The 20,816-nt window shown below is 71.6% G+C and carries 23 protein-coding genes and 1 tRNA gene; 15 read left to right on the forward strand and 9 right to left on the reverse strand.

Annotated features, from left to right (window positions below; genetic code table 11):
* Nucleotides 1-159 precede the first annotated feature (159 nt).
* On the forward strand, nt 160-456 hold the full coding sequence (locus ACZ5CZ_RS14640; RefSeq protein WP_004943146.1) for a type II toxin-antitoxin system VapB family antitoxin: 297 nt from the start codon (nt 160-162) through the stop codon (nt 454-456).
* Nucleotides 457-568: 112 nt separating this feature from the next.
* Entirely contained in the window at nt 569-1,204 is a 636-nt protein-coding gene (locus ACZ5CZ_RS14645) for a LytR C-terminal domain-containing protein (RefSeq protein WP_385841412.1), read from the forward strand.
* 95 nt (nt 1,205-1,299) lie between these two features.
* Here ACZ5CZ_RS14645 and upp read toward each other — a convergent pair whose 3' ends face one another.
* Nucleotides 1,300-1,935, reverse strand: a complete 636-nt coding sequence (gene upp, locus ACZ5CZ_RS14650) for a uracil phosphoribosyltransferase (RefSeq protein ID WP_385841413.1) — start codon at nt 1,933-1,935, stop codon at nt 1,300-1,302.
* Nucleotides 1,936-2,037: 102 nt separating this feature from the next.
* Here upp and ACZ5CZ_RS14655 point away from each other — a divergent pair, with 102 nt between their 5' ends.
* The 8 genes from ACZ5CZ_RS14655 (at nt 2,038) to ACZ5CZ_RS14690 (ending at nt 6,842) form a co-directional block, all read left to right on the forward strand.
* Nucleotides 2,038-2,238, forward strand: coding sequence for a hypothetical protein (locus ACZ5CZ_RS14655; RefSeq protein WP_385841799.1), 201 nt, complete (start codon nt 2,038-2,040; stop codon nt 2,236-2,238).
* A 312-nt stretch (nt 2,239-2,550) separates the two neighbouring features.
* Nucleotides 2,551-3,093, forward strand: coding sequence for a tRNA adenosine deaminase-associated protein (locus ACZ5CZ_RS14660; protein WP_468943106.1), 543 nt, complete (start codon nt 2,551-2,553; stop codon nt 3,091-3,093).
* A gap of 59 nt (nt 3,094-3,152) precedes the next feature.
* On the forward strand, nt 3,153-3,584 hold the full coding sequence (gene tadA / locus ACZ5CZ_RS14665; RefSeq protein ID WP_385841414.1) for a tRNA adenosine(34) deaminase TadA: 432 nt from the start codon (nt 3,153-3,155) through the stop codon (nt 3,582-3,584).
* A 93-nt stretch (nt 3,585-3,677) separates the two neighbouring features.
* A tRNA-Ser gene (locus tag ACZ5CZ_RS14670) sits at nt 3,678-3,762 on the forward strand.
* A 173-nt stretch (nt 3,763-3,935) separates the two neighbouring features.
* Nucleotides 3,936-4,115 carry a hypothetical protein gene (locus tag ACZ5CZ_RS14675; protein WP_385841416.1) on the forward strand — a complete coding sequence of 60 codons (180 nt, stop codon included), beginning with the start codon at nt 3,936-3,938 and terminating at the stop codon, nt 4,113-4,115.
* Between the two features lie 10 nt (nt 4,116-4,125).
* A complete protein-coding gene (locus ACZ5CZ_RS14680; protein ID WP_385841417.1) occupies nt 4,126-4,419 on the forward strand; it encodes a Dabb family protein in 294 nt (97 codons plus the stop codon).
* A gap of 216 nt (nt 4,420-4,635) precedes the next feature.
* Complete coding sequence (locus ACZ5CZ_RS14685) at nt 4,636-5,505, forward strand: RNA polymerase sigma factor SigF (RefSeq protein WP_385841801.1); 870 nt, start codon at nt 4,636-4,638, stop codon at nt 5,503-5,505.
* Nucleotides 5,506-5,855: 350 nt separating this feature from the next.
* Entirely contained in the window at nt 5,856-6,842 is a 987-nt protein-coding gene (locus ACZ5CZ_RS14690; protein WP_468942741.1) for an RNA polymerase sigma factor SigF, read from the forward strand.
* A 285-nt stretch (nt 6,843-7,127) separates the two neighbouring features.
* Here the strand turns inward: ACZ5CZ_RS14690 and ACZ5CZ_RS14695 are convergent, their stop codons facing one another.
* Complete coding sequence (locus tag ACZ5CZ_RS14695) at nt 7,128-7,382, reverse strand: hypothetical protein (RefSeq protein ID WP_468942743.1); 255 nt, start codon at nt 7,380-7,382, stop codon at nt 7,128-7,130.
* Between the two features lie 40 nt (nt 7,383-7,422).
* Here ACZ5CZ_RS14695 and ACZ5CZ_RS14700 point away from each other — a divergent pair, with 40 nt between their 5' ends.
* Complete coding sequence (locus ACZ5CZ_RS14700; RefSeq protein WP_385841421.1) at nt 7,423-7,665, forward strand: hypothetical protein; 243 nt, start codon at nt 7,423-7,425, stop codon at nt 7,663-7,665.
* A gap of 69 nt (nt 7,666-7,734) precedes the next feature.
* On the opposite strand, the gene ACZ5CZ_RS14705 is transcribed toward ACZ5CZ_RS14700, so the two are convergent.
* Nucleotides 7,735-7,932, reverse strand: coding sequence for a hypothetical protein (locus ACZ5CZ_RS14705; RefSeq protein WP_385841422.1), 198 nt, complete (start codon nt 7,930-7,932; stop codon nt 7,735-7,737).
* Between the two features lie 218 nt (nt 7,933-8,150).
* On the opposite strand from ACZ5CZ_RS14705, the gene ACZ5CZ_RS14710 reads away from it, so the two are divergent.
* The 4 genes from ACZ5CZ_RS14710 to ACZ5CZ_RS14725 all read left to right on the forward strand — a co-directional run bounded on the left by ACZ5CZ_RS14710 (nt 8,151) and on the right by ACZ5CZ_RS14725 (nt 12,647).
* Nucleotides 8,151-8,654, forward strand: coding sequence for a MarR family winged helix-turn-helix transcriptional regulator (locus ACZ5CZ_RS14710; protein WP_385841423.1), 504 nt, complete (start codon nt 8,151-8,153; stop codon nt 8,652-8,654).
* Nucleotides 8,655-8,742: 88 nt separating this feature from the next.
* Complete coding sequence (locus ACZ5CZ_RS14715; protein ID WP_468943108.1) at nt 8,743-11,208, forward strand: MFS transporter; 2,466 nt, start codon at nt 8,743-8,745, stop codon at nt 11,206-11,208.
* A 94-nt stretch (nt 11,209-11,302) separates the two neighbouring features.
* Nucleotides 11,303-12,124, forward strand: a complete 822-nt coding sequence (locus ACZ5CZ_RS14720; protein WP_385841425.1) for a YceI family protein — start codon at nt 11,303-11,305, stop codon at nt 12,122-12,124.
* 49 nt (nt 12,125-12,173) lie between these two features.
* On the forward strand, nt 12,174-12,647 hold the full coding sequence (locus tag ACZ5CZ_RS14725; RefSeq protein ID WP_385841426.1) for a PPOX class F420-dependent oxidoreductase: 474 nt from the start codon (nt 12,174-12,176) through the stop codon (nt 12,645-12,647).
* Here ACZ5CZ_RS14725 and ACZ5CZ_RS14730 read toward each other — a convergent pair whose 3' ends face one another.
* The 6 genes from ACZ5CZ_RS14730 to ACZ5CZ_RS14755 form a co-directional block, all read right to left on the reverse strand.
* Entirely contained in the window at nt 12,648-13,409 is a 762-nt protein-coding gene (locus ACZ5CZ_RS14730) for a TetR/AcrR family transcriptional regulator (RefSeq protein WP_468942748.1), read from the reverse strand.
* A gap of 83 nt (nt 13,410-13,492) precedes the next feature.
* The gene (locus tag ACZ5CZ_RS14735; RefSeq protein WP_468942751.1) at nt 13,493-14,890 is read right to left on the reverse strand and encodes an MFS transporter; all 1,398 of its coding nucleotides are present in this window, start codon (nt 14,888-14,890) and stop codon (nt 13,493-13,495) included.
* Between the two features lie 73 nt (nt 14,891-14,963).
* The gene (locus ACZ5CZ_RS14740) at nt 14,964-17,060 is read right to left on the reverse strand and encodes a glycosyltransferase family 39 protein (RefSeq protein WP_468942754.1); all 2,097 of its coding nucleotides are present in this window, start codon (nt 17,058-17,060) and stop codon (nt 14,964-14,966) included.
* Nucleotides 17,057-18,418, reverse strand: a complete 1,362-nt coding sequence (locus ACZ5CZ_RS14745; RefSeq protein ID WP_468942757.1) for a bifunctional glycosyltransferase family 2/GtrA family protein — start codon at nt 18,416-18,418, stop codon at nt 17,057-17,059. Before ACZ5CZ_RS14745 ends, ACZ5CZ_RS14740 begins: the two co-directional genes overlap by 4 nt.
* A gap of 14 nt (nt 18,419-18,432) precedes the next feature.
* Nucleotides 18,433-20,064 (reverse strand): sensor histidine kinase, encoded by a 1,632-nt coding sequence (locus tag ACZ5CZ_RS14750; RefSeq protein ID WP_468942759.1) that lies wholly within the window; start codon nt 20,062-20,064, stop codon nt 18,433-18,435.
* Nucleotides 20,061-20,801: a response regulator transcription factor gene (locus ACZ5CZ_RS14755; RefSeq protein WP_385841433.1), complete on the reverse strand. Its 741-nt coding sequence runs from the start codon at nt 20,799-20,801 to the stop codon at nt 20,061-20,063. Before ACZ5CZ_RS14755 ends, ACZ5CZ_RS14750 begins: the two co-directional genes overlap by 4 nt.
* Between the last annotated feature and the right edge of the window lie 15 nt (nt 20,802-20,816).

Here is a 20,816-nt window from a genome sequence, read left to right on the forward strand (position 1 = left end):
ATAACGGCCGGGCGGGCGCAGCGCCCAGCGCGGTGACCCCCGCTCCGCCCACGCATGCTCCCGGTAATCCCCGTTATGTTCTGTTTGCGAGATCTTTTCCAGGCTGGCACTCCGTCGCCATGGCTGCGCCCGGAACGTCTTGACCGGTAGGCTTTCCGTGTGATCTTCAAGCGCATCGGAAACGGCCGGCCGTACCCCGACCACGGCCGGGAAAGCACCCGGCAGTGGGCGGACGTCGCGCCGCGCCCGGTCCGCCTCGATCAGCTCGTCACCACCAAGCAGCAGCTCGATCTCGAGACCCTGCTGGCGGAGGACTCGACGTTCTACGGCGACCTCTTCGCGCACGTCGTGAAGTGGCAGGGCGACCTCTACCTGGAGGACGGACTGCACCGCGCCGTCCGCGCCGCCCTCCAGCAGCGCCAGGTGCTGCACGCGCGCGTGCTCGAGCTGGACTGACCGGCCCCGACCGGCCCGGCGCGACACGGCCGTTGGCCCTTTCGGGTTCCACTGGGCGGCATCGACTGATCATCTAATAGGCAGCGCCGCCCGGGCGCACTACGCTGCGCCCATGAGCATGCTGACTCCTCCCGGCATGGGCGGCCAATACCGGATCACGGGGGACAAATACCCTCGGATGCGTCCGCCCCGGCGACGCGGCAGGCTCGTCGCCGCCGTGGTGGCGTCCGCCGCCGCGCTCGGTCTGATCGGCTGGGGCACCGTGCAGCTCATCGACGTCTTCACCGGCGGCGAGAAGGCGACAGCGGCCACGCCCAAGGCCGGCTGCCGGACCAAGGTCGCCCCTGCCGCCCACGCCAAGGCCCTGCCCGAGCCGGGCCAGATCACGGTGAACGTCTACAACGCCACGAAGCGCACCGGACTCGCCAAGGACACCGCCGACGCGCTGAAGAAGCGCGGCTTCAAGATCGGTGACGTGGGCAACGCCGGCAAGGAGTACGACAAGAAGGTCAAGGGCACCGGGATACTGCTCGGCCCCGCCGGCGCCCGGAACACCTCGCTCCCGGTGCTGGCCACCCAGCTGGCCGCCGCCGAGCAGCGGGTCGACGGCCGCAAGGGAGCCGACCTCGACCTCATCATCGGGGACGGCTTCAAGGGCCTGGCCAAGCCGGCGGACGCACAGCAGGCCCTGGCGGCGCTGACCACGCCCGACGCGACGGCGGAGTCCGCCAAGAAGGGCTGCTCGTAGGAAACGCGTAGGAAAAGGCGCGTAAGAAAAGGGGAACCCTGGGCGCCTCCTCAGGCACCCCTGGGCTCCCCTGAGCCGCCCGCAGGCGGGGAAACCTACTCGGCCGCGCCGTACAGGCGGTCGCCCGCGTCGCCCAGCCCCGGCACGATGTAGCCCAGCTCGTTGAGGTGGTCGTCCACCGCGGCCGTCACGACCGTCACCGGCGTGCCCGCCAGCTCCCGCTCCATGACCTCGACGCCCTCGGGAGCGGCCAGCAGCACCACCGCCGTGACATCGTCGGCGCCCCGCTTGATCAGCTCCTGGATCGCCGCGACCAGCGTGCCGCCGGTGGCCAGCATCGGGTCGAGGACGTACACCTGGCGGCCCGAGAGGTCCTCCGGCATCCGCGAGGCGTAGGTGGAGGCCTGGAGCGTCTCCTCGTTGCGGATCATGCCGAGGAAGCCCACCTCGGCGGTCGGCAGCAGCCGGACCATGCCGTCCAGCATGCCGAGACCGGCGCGCAGGATCGGCACCACCAGCGGGCGGGGCCGGGCGAGCTTGACGCCGGTGGTCTGCGCGACCGGCGTCCGGATGTCGACGGTCTCGGTGCGTACGTCCCGCGTGGCCTCGTAGGCGAGCAGGGTGACCAGTTCGTCGGCGAGCCGGCGGAAGGTCGCGGAGTCGGTGCGCTGGTCGCGCAGCGTGGTGAGCTTGTGAGCGACCAGGGGGTGGTCGACGACGTGGAGACGCATGCCCATAACGGTACCTGCGCCGACGACCGCCCCGCCCTGGCGTCAAACCGGCCGTCCGGGGGAAAGTGGGAGGGAGGACCGGGGTGGTGTGACGTGCCTGACCTGCCTGACCCGCGCGACGCGGGCGAATCCGAGACAGCCGGGGCGAAGGCGCCGGAGAGCGACGCCGAGCGGCGCCGCCGGCGCGCCCAGTTCCTGCGCGACCTCGCCGAGGCCCGCGCCCTGCGCGCCCGCGTCCAGCCCCGGCGCACCAAGGCCGCGCGCCTGCGCCACGCGATGCGGATGCGGACCTTCCGCTGGTAGCCACGCGCGGCCGGTGGACCGCCCCCCCGGCGGGGAAGATCCAGGTCCGCTTGGGCGTTTGGCGGGCGGGGGTGCGTGAGTGCTTCGAAAAGCCGCGTACGATCCGCAGGTGGCGGCAACAAGTGCGCTGGTGAGTCGATTACGGATCCACGCTCGAAACTGCCGGACACAGGGAGCCGAAGACGTCCCCTGAACGCCTTGTTTCTGCCACGATTCCGAGTGGGTGGGGCTCGGAGCCCAGCTCTCTCCGCCCAAGAACCTCCGCCGGGGGGACCCCCAACCGGCACGCCTATGACCAGTGGGAGAGTCACGGTGTACTTCGCCGCACTGCTCGCGCGCACCGAAGACGGGTGGGAAGCGAGCGACACAGAGCTCGACGATGTGGAGACCCTGTCGGATCTGGCCGACCTGGCCCGGGAAGCCTCTCCCGACGAGGACACGGTGCTCGTGCTGATCGAGCAGGAGGACGCCTGGTTCGGCGTCGTCCGCGTGGACGGCGAGGACGACCCTCGCATCTACGTCTCGGACGCGGCCGCCGCCCAGCGCAGCGCGTACGGGGAGCTGTTGCTCACCGACGAGCTGCTCGGCCGGGAGCCCGGTGCCGACGACGGCCCCGACCTGGACTCCCTGGACCTCGACGGCACCGAGGACGGCGAGTCCGACGACGAGGACCAGGACGAGGACACGGACGGCACCGGGGGCGACGCGGTGTCGCACACCCCGGTGGGCGACAGCCGGATCCTCGACGACCTGGGCATCAGCGAGAAGGAGCTGCGCACCCTGGACGCCGACGACGCGCTGACCACGATCGCCGAGGCCCTGGGTGCCTCGGAGGTGCTGGAGACCGTCCGCTGACCGCAGCACAGCACGGGCAGGGCACGCCGGACCCGGTACGCGACCGCTGGCAAGCCGCGATGCGGCTCGCCCTGGACGAGGCCGGGCTGGCCGCCCGGGGCGGGGACGTCCCGGTCGGCGCGCTCGTGCTGGGCCCGGACGGTACGACGGTGCTCGCGGCCGGGCACAACGAGCGCGAGGTCACGGGTGATCCCACGGCCCACGCGGAGGTCCTTGCGCTCAGGCGGGCCGCGGCCAGGCTCGGGGAGTGGCGGCTGACCGGCTGCACGCTCGTCGTCACCCTGGAGCCCTGCACGATGTGCGCGGGCGCGCTGGTCCAGTCCCGGGTGGACCGGGTGGTCTACGGCGCCCGCGACGACAAGGCCGGCGCGACCGGCTCGCTCTGGGACGTGGTGCGCGACCGGCGGCTCAACCACCGCCCGGAGGTCATCGAGGGCGTCCTCGCCGAGGACTGCGCCCGCCTCCTCACCGACTTCTTCCGCAACCGCTGACGGCACCGGCCGCGGCAGCAGGCACGGCACCGGTCCCGGCACCACCGGATACCGATTTCAAACCTTGCCCCACCTTGCTGTAGGGTCTCCCTCGGTAGCGTGTCCGAGCGGCCGAAGGAGCTCGCCTCGAAAGCGAGTGTGGCGCAAGTCACCGAGGGTTCAAATCCCTCCGCTACCGCTCTTGGAAGGGCCCCGTCGAAAGACGGGGCCCTTCGTGCGTGCGCCCCACGGTGGCCGCCCGCGCGGCAAAGGGCCTCGGGCAGAGAGCCGTTGGCCCTGGAAAAGGCCGTGAAGGTTAGACTCGCGGCCGTCGGCAGCGGCCCACGAGGCCAAGGCAGAGGGGAGGCCGCGGTGGCGGTGAACGCCAAGAAGATCGTGGTGTACGCGCTCGTGGTCTTCGTGCTCTACGTGATCATCACGGACCCGGCCAAGGCGGCCTCGTACGTCCAGATAGGCTTCGAGGGCATATCTGACGCGGCCAAGGCCATAGGCGACTTCATGACCTGGGTCGCCAACGGAGGAAAGAGCTGAGGTACACCCCATGATCCGCCACCTGGTCCTGTTCAAGCTCAACGAGGGCGTCGAGCGCGACGATCCGCGGGTCACGGCGGGCGTGGAGGCGTTCCGGGCACTGGGCGGCCAGATCGAGGAGCTGCGCTTCTGGGAGTGCGCCTGGAACATCAGCGACCGGCCGATCGCCTACGACTTCGCGATCAACTCGGCCGTCGAGGACGCGGACGCCCTCAAGCGCTACCTGGAGCACCCGGCCCACCAGGCGGGCGTCGCGCTGTGGCGCGAGTTCGCCACCTGGGTGATCGCGGACTACGAGTTCTAGGCCACCCCGGCTCCCCCGAGTTCTCCCGGAAGCCCCTCGCCGGACGGCGGGGGGCTTCCGCGCGTCCTGCACCCGGGCACCTGCATCCTGGTCCGTCTTCCCCAACTTGTCAGCGTTTGAACACAACACGGGGTTATGGGGTGCTTGCACACAGTGCACATGTCTTGTGATGCTATGACCGCTTTTGACGGATGATTGACCGATGAAGAGGTGGCGTTGACCGTGTCGGCCAGTACTGCGCCGCCCCAGGAAGAGGCGCCCGCTCCCGCCCCCGCACCCGCCCTCTCGGACCCCGCGCCCGACCCTCCCGGCCCCGGAAAACGCCGCGGCGCCGACACCCGGGCGCTGACCCAGGTGCTCTTCGCCGAGCTGAAGCAGCTCACCCCGGGCACGCCGGAGCACAACCGGGTGCGGGGGGCGCTGATCGAGGCGAACCTCCCGCTCGTGCGCTACGCGGCCGCCCGCTTCCGCTCCCGCAACGAGCCGATGGAGGACGTCGTCCAGGTCGGCACCATCGGGCTGATCAACGCCATCGACCGCTTCGACCCCGACCGCGGCGTGCAGTTCCCGACCTTCGCGATGCCCACCGTCGTCGGCGAGATCAAGCGGTACTTCCGGGACAACGTCCGCACGGTCCACGTACCGCGCCGGCTGCACGAGCTGTGGGTGCAGGTGAACAGCGCCACCGAGGACCTGACCACGCTCTACGGCCGCTCGCCCACCACCGCCGAGATCGCCGAGCGGCTGCGGATCAGCGAGGACGAGGTGCTGTCCTGCATCGAGGCGGGGCGGTCGTACCACGCCACCTCGCTGGAGGCCGCGCAGGAGGGCGACGGGCTGCCCGGCCTGCTGGACCGCATCGGATACGAGGATCCCGCCCTGGACGGCGTGGAACACCGCGACCTGGTCCGCCATCTCCTCGTCCAACTCCCCGAGAGGGAGCAGCGCATCCTGCTGCTGCGCTACTACAGCAATCTCACCCAGAGCCAGATCAGCGCGGAACTCGGCGTCTCCCAGATGCATGTCTCCCGGCTGCTCGCCCGCAGCTTCCAGCGACTGCGCTCCGCGAATCGCATCGACGCATAGCCCCTTAGGGGACTTCCGACCCACCCTTTGGGCCGGTGCACGGCAGGCGCACGGAAGCACGGCGGGGATCACGGCCTGCATCGCAAACGCGATCGATGCCTCACCGCGCAGAGCGAATCGCTCACCAGCACCGATGCCGACAGTTGTGCCCCGAAAAAGCGTCAGACCCCTTTTATCCAGGGGCGATTCGCATCTTGCATGTCGACATGTCACTACAGCGTGTTGCCGACATGTGACATTCTGCGGGAAGAGCGTTTGCCGGGGCTTCGGCTCCGGTATTCAGGTGAAGGCTGCGTTGCCCGGAAGACGGCGCCGCCGCCGCGACCGTCCCGCGACCCAAAGGGGGTGGCATGTCCGCAGACCAGGGCAGCTCGAAGGTGCTGACGCCCGCGATGAGCGAGGTTGCGCCCAAGGAGCTCGACGCTCTCGACGTCCTCGACGGCATCGAGGGCATCACGCCCCTCGCCGCCGTGCCGTCCCCGACCGTTCCCCTCGCCGAGGCCGCCGCCGACGCCGGGGCCGACCTCGAGTCCCCGCTCGCCGTCGAGGCCCCGCCGGCCCTGCCGGCCACCGGGGACATCGACACCCGCACCCTGTCCCGCTCCCTGTTCCTGCGACTCGCCGCGCTCGGCGAGGACAGCCCCGAGCGGGCCTACGTCAGGGACACCCTGATCGAGCTGAACCTGCCGCTGGTCCGCTACGCGGCCGCGCGCTTCCGCTCGCGCAACGAGCCGATGGAGGACATCGTCCAGGTCGGCACCATCGGCCTGATCAAGGCGATCGACCGCTTCGACTGCGAACGGGGCGTGGAGTTCCCGACCTTCGCGATGCCGACCGTGGTCGGCGAGATCAAGCGCTTCTTCCGGGACACCTCCTGGTCGGTGCGCGTCCCGCGCCGGCTCCAGGAGCTGCGCCTGGCCCTGACCAAGGCGAGCGACGAGCTGTCCCAGAAGCTGGACCGCTCGCCGACGGTCACGGAGCTGGCCGCCGCGCTCGGCGTCTCCGAGGAGGACGTGGTCGACGGCCTCGCGGTCGGCAACGCGTACACCGCCTCCTCCCTGGACTCCCCCGCCCCCGAGGACGACGGCGGCGAGGCCTCCCTGGCCGACCGGCTCGGCTACGAGGACACGGCCCTGGAGGGCGTGGAGTACCGCGAGTCGCTCAAGCCGCTGCTGGCCAAACTCCCGCCCCGGGAGCGGCGGATCATCATGCTGCGGTTCTTCGCGAACATGACCCAGTCGCAGATCGGCGAGGAGGTCGGGATCTCGCAGATGCACGTGTCCCGGCTGCTGACCCGGACGCTGTCGCAGCTCCGCGAAGGCCTCATCTCGGACTAGCGGTCCGCCGGACGGCACCCGCGCCGGTATTCCTATCTGACGGTACGTCAGCCACCATGGGGCGATGCTTCATGCGACGACATGGATGCGTGGCCGCCGCGGGGCCCTCGCGGCGGCTTCGGTGGTCTTCGTCTGCCTCGGCGGGGTGATCGCCGCCTGCCAAGGCGGCGGACCGGGTGGCGGCTATGCCGCGGTGGGCGGCGGCTCCTCGCCGGGACGCCCGTCGGCCGCGACGCCGACGGGATCGGTGACGCTGGTACCGCTCGACGGAGCCGGCCGGCGCAGTCACGGCCGTACCCGGGCGAGCGGCGACTCACCTCCGGGGGCGACCCCTGCGTCCGCACCCCCGGCCACCACTCCGGCCTCGGGTGCCAGCGGCAGCCCGGAACGCCCGACGGCCGCCTCCCCGAGACCGAGCCCGAGCCGCAGCCCGAGGCCTGGCCCGACAACCGGTCCGACCTCCGACCCCACCTCGTCGACCGGCCCGTCCACCGCGCCGACGACCACTCCCGCCGCCCCCGCCGATCTCTCCTGGGGCACCCCTGTCACCGCACCGACGGATCACCGCTGGTGCCAGAAGGTGACCGTCGACTTCCGCAACGCGGGCGGTACGGCGGTGGCTTCCGGCTCGGTGACCTTCGGGACGCACATCATCGGGGCGCTCGGCATCGACTGGGGAACCGTCGAGTCCACCGCGGACCTGCCGGTGCCGATCGCCGCCGGAGCGGAGAAGAGCACCGCCTGGACGGTGTGCGTGGAAGCCTGGCAAGTGCCGCTCGGCATGCACATCGAGACGCGGGACGTCTCCGTACGGTGGAAATGAGCCCGCACGAGCCGGTCAACCCGCACAAGCCGGTCGGCCCGCACGAGCCGGTCGGCCCGTCGGCGCGTCCTACGACAGGGCCAGCCAGGCCACACCCGCCACCACCGCGATCGCCACGATCACGCCGATGATCAGGCCGACGCGGGGGCCGGAGGAGGCCGCCGCCTGCTGCTGCCGTCCCTGGGGAGCCTCGTCGACGAACGCGCGGAACATCTGGGTGCTGCCGGCGGGGTCGTAATTGCCCTGGGGGCCCTGGGTGTTAGCCATGGCCCGAGACCTTAGCGAAGACGGGGCCGGGCACCCAAGTGGGGGGCCACCGGGACAGACGGGGGCAGCCCACCCGCAGCCCACCCGCACCGACCTGCACATTTACGATCGCAATACTTGCCTTTGCCAAGGTTTTGCGTCAGCTCCCGCCCGACTTATTTGCCTGTAGCAACCAATCGAGCGTATGGTTGCCCCAAGCAACGAATACGGGAGGTGTGATGGCCGAGCAGACGCAGTTCGAAGAGCTGGCGCGTCAGCTCAGTGCCGTCGGGGCCGTGAAACGGGACCTGGGGCGGATCCTGCCCCACGACTGCCCGGCCGGCTCGGCCGCCGTGCTGACGCTCCTCAGCCGCCACGGCGACATGCGCATGAGCAAGCTCGCCGAGCTGCTGGCCGTGGACATGTCGGTCACCAGCCGCCATGTCGCACACGTCGCCGCACGCGGCTGGATCGAACGGCACCCGGACCCGGCGGACAAGCGCTCGCGCATCCTGCGCCTGACCCCCTCGGGCCTGGAGCAGTGCGACGAGCTGTCCCGGCGGACCTCGCATCTGCTCGCCGAGCGGCTCGCCGACTGGACCGACGACGAGGTCGGCCAGCTCATCCGGCTGATGACCCGCCTGCGGGCGTCCTTCGGCGACTGCCGCTCGACGCCGGTCCGGCTCCCCGCGGAGCCCGCCCCCGTAGTCGCAGAGACCACCCGTACACCCGCAACCACGTAAGAGAAGGAAGCCCATGGCAACGACCACACCAGCCGGTGTGCGGGCTCACGCCAAGCACGGGGGAGGCTCCTCGGCGGGCCACGCCCCGATGACGCACCGGCAGATCATGGAGGCGCTGTCCGGCCTGCTGCTCGGCCTGTTCGCCGCCATCCTGTCCTCGACCATCGTCACCAACGCCCTGCCGACGATCATCAAGGACCTCGGCGGCGGCCAGTCCGCGTACACCTGGGTCGTCACCGCGGCGCTGCTCTCGATGACCGCCTCGGTGCCGCTGTGGGGCAAGCTGGCCGACCTGGTCAGCAAGAAGGCCCTGGTCCAGATATCCCTGGTGATCTACATCATCGGCTCGGTCATCGCCGGTACGGCGCAGAACCCGGCCATGCTGATCACCGCCCGTGTGGTGCAGGGCCTGGGCGCCGGCGGTCTGTCCGCCCTGGTCCAGGTGATCATGGCCGCGATGATCTCCCCGCGTGAGCGCGGCCGGTACAGCGGTTACACCGGTGCCACCTTCGCCGTGGCCACCGTCGGCGGCCCGCTGCTCGGCGGTGTCATCACCGACACCGACTGGCTCGGCTGGCGCTACTGCCTCTTCGTCGGTATCCCGTTCGCGCTGATCGCGCTGATCGTCCTCCAGAAGACCCTGCACCTGCCGGTGGTCAAGCGCCAGGTCAAGGTCGACTGGCTCGGCGCCTTCTTCATCACCGCCGCGGCCTCGCTGCTGCTGATCTGGGTCACCTTCGCCAACGACAAGTACGACTGGCTGTCCTGGCAGACGTACACGATGGTGGGCGGCACGATCGTGCTCGCGCTGCTCTTCGTGTACACCGAGACCAAGGCCTCCGAGCCGATCATCCCGCTGCGCCTGTTCCGCAACCGCACCATCTCGCTGGCCTCCCTGGCCTCGCTGTTCGTCGGTGTCGGCATGTACTCGGGCACCGTCTTCTTCTCGCAGTACTTCCAGCTGGCCCGCGACAAGTCCCCGACCATGTCGGGTGTGATGACCATCCCGATGATCGGCGGTCTGTTCGTCGCGTCGATGGTCTCCGGCCGGTTCATCACCAGCACCGGACGCTGGAAGGGCTGGCTGGTCGCCGGCGGTGTCTTCCTCACGGCGGGCCTGGGCCTGCTCGGCCTGATGCGCTACGACACCCCCTACTGGGAGCTGTCGATCTACATGGCGCTGCTGGGCATCGGCGTCGGCATGATGATGCAGAACCTGGTGCTGTCCACGCAGAACCAGGTCGCCCCGCAGGACCTCGGTGTCGCCTCCTCCGTGGTGAGCTTCTTCCGCTCCCTCGGCGGTGCGGTCGGCGTCGGCGTGCTCGGCTCGGTCATGTCCGAGCGGATCACCCACTACGCCAAGGACACCATCACCGAGCTGAGCCCGAAGGCCCGGATGGCCGCCGCGCACGCGGCGGGCGGCAACGGCCTGCCCGACATGGACAAGCTGCCCGCCCCGGTCCGCACCTGGCTGGAGGGCGCCTACGGCCACGGCATCGCCGACGTCTTCCTCTACGCGGCGCCGTTCGCCCTGATCGCCTTCGTCGTCGTGCTGTTCATCAAGGAGGTTCCGCTGAAGACCAAGGGAGCCCTGGCCCAGGCCGCCGAGGGCGACAGCGCCCCCGCCGAGGCCACCCCGGTCGCCGCCGAGGCCGCTCCGGTCGCCGAGCAGCCGGTCCCGGCCGCCGTCGCCGCCACCCCGGCCGCCGACGCCGCGCAGACCCCGGCCGCCGCCACGGCCACCCAGCCGCTGGCCACCGCCGTCGCCACGGTCGCCGGGCCCGGCACCACCGGCGGCACCCCGGTGCACGGCTTCGTCCGCGGCGCCGAGAGCGCCCCGGTCCCGCAGGCCGCGGTCACCCTGATCTCGCTGTCCGGCCGCCAGCTGGGCCGCGCGGTCGCCCAGGCCGACGGCGGCTACGCGATCGACGCCCCGGGCACCGGCTCGTACGTCCTGATCGCCTCCGCCGACGGCTACCAGCCGCAGGCCTCCACCGTCGTGGTGGGCGAGGAACCGCTGTCGTACGACATCCTGCTCAGCGGCACCAGCGGGCTGACCGGTGTGGTCCGGGCCGCGGGGAGCGCGCTGCCGGTCAAGGACGCCATGGTGATCGTCACCGACGTGCGCGGTGATCTGCTGGCCACCGCCGCCACCGGGGAGCAGGGCGACTTCGCCCTCACCGACCTGGTGCCCGGCACCGTCACCGTCGCGGTCAACGCGCAGGGCTTCCGGCCCCGCGCGCTGCCGGTCGAGGTCGGCACCACCGGGGTCACCCGGGTCGAGATCGACCTGGACGCCGGCGCCCGCCTCCAGGGTGTCGTCCGGTCCCCGCACGGCCTGCTCGCCGACGCCCGGGTGACCCTGGTCGACCAGGCCGGCAACGTGGTCGGCACCGCCACCACCGGCGCGGACGGGGCGTACGCCTTCACCGACCTGGACAGCGGCGAGTACACCGTCATCGCGACGGGCTACCCGCCGGTGGCCACGGCCCTCACCGTCTCCGGCCCCGGAGTCGACGGCCACGAGATCGAACTCGCCCACCCCGGCGAGTAGTCCGGCCCCCGGCCCGTGGTGCGCGCCCCTCGTGCGCACCACGGGCCGGTCCATTACGACCTATTTATTAGGCTTTTTCAGGGAGAAGAACGGGATGGGACTGACCGCGAAGATCCGTACGCGGGACGGGTGGGCCGTGTCGCACGCGGTCGTCACGGTGACCGACATGACCGGTACGCAGGTGCTGCGGGCCGAGGCGGACGCCGAGGGGGCCGTGCGGGACACCACCGAGCTGGCGCCGGGGGCGTACACGGTGATCGTGACGGCCGTCGGGTACGCGCCCGCGGCCTCCTCCGCGATCGTCACGGCGAGCGGCCGGGCCGAGGTCGGCACGGTCACACTGGCCCGGCAGGGCGGCTCCGAGCTGCCGCCGCCCGGCCCCTGGACCATCGACCCGGTGCACTCCTCCGTCGCCGCGGTCGCCCAGCACCTGGGCATCTCCAGCGTGCACGGCCGGTTCACCGAGTTCGGCGGCACGATCGAGATCGCCCCCGACGACATCGGCAAGTCCCGGGTGGAGGCGGTCATCAGGGCCGCGTCCGTCGACACCGGCAACGGCATGCGCGACACGCACCTGCGCTCGGGCGACTTCCTCGACGTCGAGAACCACCCGGAGATCACCTACCGGTCGACGGGCCTGACCCAGTCCGGCCCCGACCGCTGGACGGTGCACGGCGAGCTGTCCATGCACGGGATCGTACGACCGGTGGACCTCGACCTGGCCTACCTGGGCACCGGCGCCGACCCCTGGGGCGGCACCCGGGCGGCCTTCCGGGCGACGGCCGAACTGCACCGGGAGGACTTCGCGATGAACTACAACCAGGTGCTCCAGGCGGGGATCGCCGCGATCGGCACCACCCTGAAGGTGGAGCTGGACATCCAGGCGGTCCAGGGCGACACGCTGCCCCAGGCGTAGGCACAACAGGGTCACCCTCCCGGTGGCCGGCTGCCCCTAGGCTGCTGTCATGGCACCGAACATCGCTACCAACACCCGGGTATCCCTGGACGAGTTGCTGGAGTTCGTACGGCCCCGGCACCGGGCCCTGCTGATCACCCGCCGGGCCGACGGCGGGCCGCAGGCCTCCCCGTTGACCTGCGGGGTCGACGACTCCGGCCGGATCGTGGTCTCCACCTACCCGGAGCGGGCCAAGGCCCGCAACGCCCGGCGGGATCCGCGGGTCGCGCTGGTCGTCCTGAGCGACGACTGGAACGGCCCGTGGGTCCAGATCGACGGCACGGCCGAGGTCGTCGACACCCCCGACTCGGTGGAACCGCTGGTCGAGTACTACCGCAACATCGCCGGCGAGCACCCCGACTGGGACGAGTACCGCGCGGCGATGGTCAAGCAGGGCAAGTCGATCATCCGGATCACCCCGGAGCGCTGGGGCCCGGTGGCCACCGGCGGCTTCCCGGCCCGGCTGGTGACGGACCAGGGCTGATCAGCCGCGCTCGACCATCACCTCGATACCGGCGATCAGCAGGTCCAGGGCGAAGGTGAAGTCCCGGTCCATCATCTCGGCGACCGTGTCCCCGCCGCGGGCCTCCATGAACTCCCTGGACTCCTGGATCATGTCCGCGGCCTGGGGATGCCGCTGCGCCTCGGTCAGGGCCTGCTGGTAGTAGTCGTCCGCGCTCAGCCCGGAGTCGGCGATCCGGGACATGAACTGGGACTCCAGCGTGCCGTAGCCGTACACGAACTGGAACACGGCCGAGATGGCGCTCATCACCCGGTGCGCCGGCAGCCCCGTGCGCCGGACGACGCGCTGCACGGTACGGGAGAAGGCCAGCGCGTTGGGCCCGATGTTGAGGTACTGCCCGGCCAGCCGGGACAGCCAGGGGTGACGCAGCAGCAGGGCCCGGTACCCGGCGGCCAGGTCGCGCAGCTGGGCCCGCCAGTCGGGCTCCTCGGCGCCGTCCGGGTCGGGCAGCCGCAGTTCCCCGAAGGCCGCGTCCAGGGCGAGTTCCAGCAGGTCGTCCTTGGTGTCGACGTACCAGTACAGGGACATCGCGGTGACGTTCAGCTCCCCGGCCAGCCGCCGCATGGAGAACTTGGCCAGCCCCTCGGCGTCGAGCAGCCGTACCGACGCCGAGGTGATCCGCTCCCGGTCGAGCCCGGAGGGCTGGCCGCTGCGCCCGCCGCGCGGGGCCTTGCGTTCCAGCCAGACACTGGCCCGCGCCGACCGCCCTGAGTCCTTCGCCACCGGCGCCCTTCCTCGTTACCGATCACTGTCCCGGCCCGCTGTGCACACCCGCGGCCCCCGACATACCCATACCATCCGAACCGTCAGGTGACGCTCCGCTCCGCCCGCCGGAGCAGCACCGCGGCCAGCAGACCGCCCGTCAGCACGGCCGCCGCTCCCACCAGTTGACCGGCTCCCAGCCCCGCGGACAGCGACGTCCCCGAGGCCAGTGAAGAGCTGAGCACGGCGCCCAGGACGGCGACACCAAGACCGTTCCCGAATTCGGCCAACGTTCCGTTGATCCCGGCGCCCACCCCGGCCTTCGCCGGCGGTATCGCGCTCATGATGGCGTGCGCCATCGCCGGCGAGGCCACCGCGGCGCCGGCGCCGATGCCCACCAGCCCGGCCAGCGTCCCGGCGTACCCGCCGGAGTCCAGCTCGGCGATCGACACCAGCCCGAGGGCCATCAGCGCCATCCCCAGGGCGATCGAGACCGGTGTGCCCAGCCGCTGCGACAGCTTGGCCGCCAGTCCGGAGAAGTTCAGCAGTACGACCGTCAGCGCCAGCGGAGCCGTGCGCAGCCCCGCCTCCAGGGGCTCGTAGCCGAGCACGAACTGGAGGTGCTGGGTCAGCAGGAACAGCGACCCGCCCATCCCGAAGGCGATCAGCACCGCCCCGGCGACGGCCCCGGTGAACTTCCGGTCGCGGAAGAAGTGCGGATCGAGCATCGGCTCGGCGACCCTGCTCTCGGCATAGCCGAAGAGCCCGAGCACCACCACCGCCACGGCCGCCGTGACCAGCACGCGCGGCGAGGTCCAGCCGTGCACCGGCCCGGCGATGATCGCGTAGACGAGCGCGGCCATGCCGACCGTGGACAGCAGCGCGCCCACCAGGTCCGGCCGGTCGCCGCGCGGCGCCTTGGACTCCGGTACGAGGACGACGGCCGCGACCAGGCCCAGTGCCGCCACCGGAAGGTTGATCAGGAAGATCGAGCCCCACCAGAAGTGGTTCAGCAGGAAGCCGCCGATGAGGGGCCCGGCGGCGAAGCCCAGGGCGTTGACCGCGGCCCATATGCCGATGGCCTTCGGCTGCTCCTCGGGGGCGAAGATCTGCATGGCGACGGCGAGCGTGGTCGTCATCAGCAGCGCGCCGCCGATGCCCATGCCGGCCCGGGCGACGATCAGCTGGGCGGTGGAGCCGGCGAGGGCCGCCGTGAGGGAGCCGACGCCGAACAGGGCGAGCCCCGTGACCAGCATCTTCTTACGGCCGTACCGGTCGGCGGCGCTGCCCGCGGTGAGCAGCAGGCCGGACTGCACCAGCGAGTAGGCGTTGATCATCCACTGGATGTCGGAGGTGGCCGCGTGCAGTTCGCGGGTGAGCGAGGGGATGGCCACGTTCAGGACGGTGTTGTCCAGCAGCACGGTGAGCTGGGCGAGACAGATGACACCGAGGATCAGCCAGCGCTGGCGGTGGCCCTGCGGGGTGTGCGGACTCGTTGACATGTTGTACACCGTATAGCTGGCAGCTATACGGTGTACAACACTTTTCTCGTACGACCGTTCCCCGGCCCGTCCGTCAGCCGGTCTTCCTCTGCGTCAGGTCGTAGAAGGTGGCCGAACCGACCGTCACCTTCTTGAAGGTGCTCTGGACCCACGAGCTGATCTGGGAGGCGGTGCCGCTGTGGCCGCCCCTGCCCATGCCGCCGCCCGCGATGAAGTAGTGGATCCTCCCGTCGGCCACGTACTGCTTGAACCGGGCCAGCGTGGGCGACGGGTCGGTGCCGTTGAAGCCGCCGATCGCCATCACCGGATCGCCGGTGGCGAGCTGGTAGGCGGCCGCGTTCTGGGAGCCGATGGACGCGGCCACCCAGGTGTACTTCGCCGCGTCCGTCTCCAGCAGCTTCCTGGCCCCGGCGGAGACGGACGCGCCGTTCAGCAGGCCGCCGACGCCTCCGCCGCCGCCCATGCCGCCCTCGCCCGTCCGGCCGCCGCCGGGGAACCCGTTGCCGTTCTGCTGCCCCTGCGGGCCCGGCTGGTTCCGGCCCGGCATGCCACCGCCCGGGAATCCGTTGCCGTTCAGCCGGCCTCCCTGCCGGCTCTGGCCCGGCATGCCGCCGCCGAAGCCGCCGCGGCCCATGCCGCCGCCCGGCCGGCCACCGCCGCCGGGGCCGCCCATCCTGCTCGCGCCCGCCGGACCGGCCGTGACGATCGAGCCGGTGTGACCCTGCTGGAGCGTGCTCAGGGTGTACGCCGTCGGACCGGCCAGCGCCGCCACCAGGGCCACCGCCGCCGAGGCGAGAGCGAGCCGCCGGGGGATCCGGCCGGCGAAGACCAGACTGAGCGCCGCGGTCAGGCCGCCGACCAGCACCAGCCACTTCAGCCACGGCAGATAGCCGGAGGTGCGGTGGAGCAGGACATAGCCCCAGGCCGCGGCCGCGACCACGGAGGCGGCGAGGGTGATCGACGCCCACGTCTCCCGCCGCCTCTCCCACAGCAGCCCGGCGCCCATGCCTACGACGGCGGCCAGATAGGGCGCGAGGGCCACGGTGTAGTACTGGTGGAAGATGCCCGCCATGTAGCTGAAGACCGCCATGGTCACCAGCAGCGAGCCGCCCCACACCAGGAACGACGCACGGGTGACGGAGGTCCGCTTCAGTCTGCGCGTGGCGACCAGGCCCGCGCCGAGCAGGATCAGCGCGGACGGCAGCAGCCAGGAGATCTGGCCGCCGATCTCGGAGTTGAACATCCGGTTCCAGCCGGTCGCACCCCACATCCCGGTGCCACCGCCACCGCCCCCGCCGCCGACGCTGCCGGTCTCCTCGCCGTTGAGCCGGCCCAGCCCGTTGTAGCCGAAGGTCAGCTCCAGGAAGCTGTTGTGCTGCGAGCCGCCCACGTACGGCCGCGAGGACGCGGGCCACAGCTCGACCACCGCGACCCACCAGCCGCCGGAGACGACCAGCGCGAGCGCCGCCGCGGCCAGCTGCGCGCACCGCTTCCTCAGCGACACCGGCGCGCAGACCGCGTACACGAGCGCCAGCGCCGGAAGGATCAGGAAGGCCTGGAGCGTCTTGGCGAGGAACGCGAGACCGATCGCCACACCGGCCCACACCAGCCACCGGGTCCGGCCGTCCTCCACCGCCCGCACGACGAGATAGCAGGCCACCGCCATCAGCAGGGCCAGCATCGCGTCCGGGTTGTTGAACCGGAACATCAGCGCCGCGACGGGGGTGAGCGCGAGCACCGCACCCGCGATCAGACCGGACACCGGGCCGAACCGGCGCCGTACGGCCGCGTACACGACCGCGACGGTCGCCACCCCCATCAGCACCTCGGGGGCCAGGATCGCCCACGAGTTCAGCCCGAAGACCCGCACCGACAGCTCCATCGGCCACAGCGAGGCCGGCGGCTTGTCGACGGTGATGGCGTTGCCCGCGTCCAGCGAGCCGAAGAAGAACGCCTTCCAGGACCTGCTGCCCGCCTGAACGGCTGCCGAGTAGAAGGAGTTGGCGTAGCCGGAGGAGCTGAGGTCGTAGAGGTAGAGGAGGAGGGTGGCCGCGAGCAGGCCGAGGAAGGCCGGGCGGACCCAGCGCGGGGATGCGGTCGGGGTTGGGGTCGGGGGTGCGGTCGGGGGCGGCCCCCAGACGGTCGTACCGATCGGATCGTGGACGGTCATCGGGATTCCTCCCCCTGGTACGGGGTGTAGGGGCCGTACGGGTCGTAGGGGTCGTACGACTGCTGGTGCGGGACCGGACGCTGCGGGAGCGGCGCGGTGGGAGCGGTCGGCGCCGGCTCGTCCCGGTCGGGGAAGACCCAGGCGCGGAAGAGCAGGAAGCGCAGTACGGTCGCGGCGAGGTTGGCGGCGACCAGCACCGCCAGTTCGGTGGAGTGCGCCGGGTGGTCGCCGGCCGCGTTCAGGGCGGCCAGGGAACCGCTGGTCAGGGCCAGGCCGATACCGAAGACCACCAGGCCCTGCGCCTGGTGCCGGACGGCACCGCCCCGGCCGCGCACCCCGAAGGTGAGCCGGCGGTTGGCGGCCGTGTTGGCGGTCGCGGAGACCAGCAGCGCGAGCGCGTTGGCCATCTGCGCGCCGCAGAACTGCCGGAAGACGCCGTACAGCAGGAGGTAGAAGAGGGTCGACAGACCGCCGACGACACAGAATCCGACCAGCTGGCGGGCCAGGCCCTTGGGCACATCGGTCAGTTCGCGGTCGCGCGGGTCGTCGCCGAAGGGGCGGGTGAGCCGGTCCAGCGGCAGCGAACCGGTGGCCAGGGCCCTGCCCACACGCCACACGCCCTTGAGGTCGTCGGTGGCGGTCTGCACGAGGTGCACGGTGGAGTCCGGGTCGTCCACCCAGTCGACCGGCACCTCGTGGATCCGCAGGCCCGCCCGCTCGGCGAGCACCAGCATCTCGGTGTCGAAGAACCAGCCGGTGTCCTCCACCAGCGGCAGCAGCACCTGCGCCACATCCCGCCGGATGGCCTTGAAGCCGCACTGGGCGTCGGAGAAGCGGGCGTGGAGCGAGCCGCGCAGGATCAGGTTGTAGGCCCGGCTGATCAACTCCCGCTTGGGGCCGCGGACCACCCGGGAGCTGCGGGCCAGCCGGGAGCCGATCGCCAGGTCCGAGTGACCGGAGATCAGCGGCGCCACCAGCGGCAGCAGAGCGTTGAGGTCGGTGGACAGATCGACGTCCATGTAGGCGAGGACCGGTGCCTCGGAGGCGGACCACACGGCCCGCAGGGCCCGCCCCCGCCCCTTCTGCTCCAGGCGGACGGTGCCGACCTCGGGGATCTCCGCCGCCAGCCGCGCCGCCACCAGCGGGGTGGTGTCCGTGGACGCGTTGTCCGCGATCGTGATGCGGAACGCGTACGGGAAGGTCCGCGCGAGATGCTCGTGCAGTCTGCGGACGCACGGCTGGAGGTCCTTCTCCTCGTTGTACACGGGGATCACGACGTCCAGGACAGGCGTTCCGGCGTCGGTGGCCGGGAGGTGCTCCCGCGCCGGCAGGGTGCCGGGAGAAGAGTCGGTTCGCATGGCCCCGACTTTCGTCAGGCGCCCTGTCGCACCCATGTGGTGGCACTGTGCTGTGCCTGTGAGTCCGAGGGCCGGTCTGTTTCCGGGACGGCCGGGGGGAGCGCGGGCAGGTGCAGGGTGAACACCGTCCGCCCCGGCGCGCTGTCCACGGTCACGGCACCGCCGTGCGCCGCCGCGACGGCCTGCACGATGGCGAGCCCGAGCCCGGTGGACCCCGTCGCCCGGGACCGCCCGGAGTCGCCCCGGGCGAACCGCTCGAAGACGTGCGGCAACAGCCCCGGAGGAATCCCCGGCCCGTCGTCCTCGACGTCGACGCACGTCCACGCCCCGTGCCGCCGCACCCGTGCGGTGACCGTCGTACCGGGCGGAGTGTGGGTGCGGGCGTTGCCCAGCAGATTGACCAGCACCTGCTGGACGCGGGCGGCGTCGGCGGAGACGAGGGCGGGCTCGTCGGGCAGGTCGAGCCGCCAGGTGTGGTCCCTGCCGGCCGCGTGGGAGTCGCTGACCGTGTCCACGACCAGCGGAACCAGATCCGTCCGCTCGAACCGGAGCGGCCGCCCCGCGTCCAGCCGCGCGAGCAGCAGCAGGTCCTCCACGAGGAGCGTCATCCGCCCCGCCTCGGACTCGATACGGCCCAGGGCGTGCCGGGTGTCGGGCCCGACCTGCTCCCGGCCGCGCCGGGTCAGCTCGGCGTACCCCCGGATGGACGCGAGCGGGGTGCGCAGCTCATGGCTGGCATCGGCGACGAACTGCCGTACCCGCGTCTCGCTCTGCTGCCGGGCGTGCAGGGCGCCGTGCACATGGTCCAGCATCCGGTTGAGCGCGGCACCGACCCGGCCGACCTCGGTGTGCGGGTCGCACTCGGACTCGGGGACCCGTTCGCTGAGGTGCACCTCACCGGTGTGCAGCGGGAGTTCGGAGACGCGGGTCGCGGTGGCGGCGACCCGGCGCAGGGGGCGGGTGGCGACGCCGACGAGCACCCAGCCCGCGATCCCGGCGGCGACGAGACCGGCCACGGTGACACTGACCTCGATGAGGACCAGCGCGTCGATGTTGTCGTCGGTCTCCTTGGTGGGGAGGGCGACGTAGTACGTGCCGTTGTTGCCGTCGGCGTACACCGCCTGGTAGTCGCCGAGTCCGGGGATCTCCACGCTGTGCACATTTCCGTCCCGGGGGACGGCGGCCAGCGCCCTGCTCTGGGCGGACGTCAGCGATCTGGCGCTCATCTGCGGGATGCCGTTGCCGTCCTCGGCCTTGTGGCCGACCTTGGCGTCGGTGACGGCGCCGTGCTCGACCCTGGCGGCGATGGTGCCGCTGGGCTGCGGGCCGTGGGCGACGAAGTCGCCGAGCCTCGTCCCCTCGGAAACATCCTGCCGGCCGGGCGGGTTCCTCATCCCGTCCGGCAGCCGGAACCCGCCGGCCGCGCGGGCGGAGGCCTCGATGAGCTGCCGGTTCAGCTGGTCGTACAGATGCGAGCGCAGCGCGAGCGTGGTGACAGTGCCGATCACCGCGCACACCACCGCGATCAGCACCACCGAGGCGACGACGAGCCGGGTCCGCAGGGTGCGCGGCCGCCCCACCCGTGGCATGTGCCGCTGCCGTCGCTGCTGTCGCGCCTGCGGACCCGGCCGGCGCCGTCCGCTCATGACACGGCGGGCTTGATCAGGTAACCGGCCCCGCGCCGGGTGTGGATCATCGGCTCCCGGCCCGCGTCGATCTTCCTGCGCAGATACGAGATGTACAGCTCGACCACGTTGGCCTGGCCGCCGAAGTCGTACGACCACACCCGGTCCAGGATCTGCGCCTTGCTGAGCACCCGCCGGGGGTTGCGCATGAGGAAGCGCAGCAGCTCGAACTCGGTGGCGGTCAGGTGGATGGACTGCCCGGCCCGGGTCACCTCGTGGCTGTCCTCGTCCAGGGTCAGGTCCCCGACGACGAGCACCGAGTCCGAGCGCCGGTCGGCCGCCCCGGACCTGCGGATGAGCCCGCGCAGCCGGGCCACGACCTCCTCCAGGCTGAACGGCTTGGTGACGTAGTCGTCGCCACCGGCCGTGAGCCCGGCGATACGGTCCTCCACCGCGTCCTTGGCGGTCAGGAACAGCACCGGCACGTCCGGCAGTTCGCGGCGCAGCCGGCCCAGCACGGCGAGGCCGTCCATGTCGGGCAGCATCATGTCGAGCACGACGGCGTCGGGCCGGAACTCCCGCGCGGTCTGTACGGCGCCCTGCCCGTCCCCCGCGCTCCTGATCTGCCAGCCCTCGTAGCGCAGGGCCATGCTCAGCAGTTCGGTGATCGACAGCTCGTCGTCCACCACCAGCACGCGGACGGGGCTCCCGTCCGGCCTCAGCAGTTCGGTGCGCCCCTGGGGCGAGGTCGTGGTCATGGTGCACACCGTGAC

It is taken from the genome of Streptomyces sp. NPDC031418, assembly GCF_055581605.1.